Genomic DNA, 540 nt, shown 5'->3' with positions numbered 1-540 from the left:
CCGGACGGTATCGGTCACCACCTCCACCGCCTTGTCATAGGCCGCATCGGAAACATCATCTAACAGCGTCTCCACGTCCTCGATTTTGAGCGTCAGTTCTTCCAGCTTCTGCTCCTGCGCCGCAAGCTGCTCCTTCTGCTTCATCAGGATATAATCCTGTTTTTCCAGATAGTCCCGCCCGCCGTAGGACGGCTCCTGATCCAGATGCAGCCCATGCCGTCTGGCGATGTCAAACAGGATCGTCCGGCAGACCGCATCAAAGGTCTGCTTGCGGTTGTTGTTCCGGCCTTTGGGCTTCTCCGGGTTGGGGAGAGGGATGCCAAGTTCTTCCAGCGCCTTTTCCTGCTGGGGGCACAGTTCCCCATAGCGGTTCTCACAGTCAAAGACGTGCCGCTCATGGATGTGGGGCGTCCCCTCGTCCAGATGGAGCGCCCAGTCCAGGATGTGGATATGGGAACCGAAGCGGCGCTCAAATTCCTGATAAAACTCATTGACGATGGAAAAGAGCGTATCCGGCGAGACGGATTCTCCCATCGTGCC

At 57.4% G+C, this 540-nt stretch carries 1 protein-coding gene; it reads right to left on the bottom strand.

Features of this window, described 5'->3' with window-relative positions:
* On the bottom strand, positions 1-540 hold a 540-nt coding region (locus NE664_13070; protein ID MCQ4727564.1), incomplete at both ends, for a plasmid recombination protein.

The sequence above is a fragment of the Anaerotignum faecicola genome, from assembly GCA_024460105.1.
GTDB lineage: Bacteria > Bacillota > Clostridia > Lachnospirales > Anaerotignaceae > JANFXS01.
Note: the sequence above shows the minus strand (reverse complement) of the source record. Positions and strands in the feature narration are given on the sequence as shown.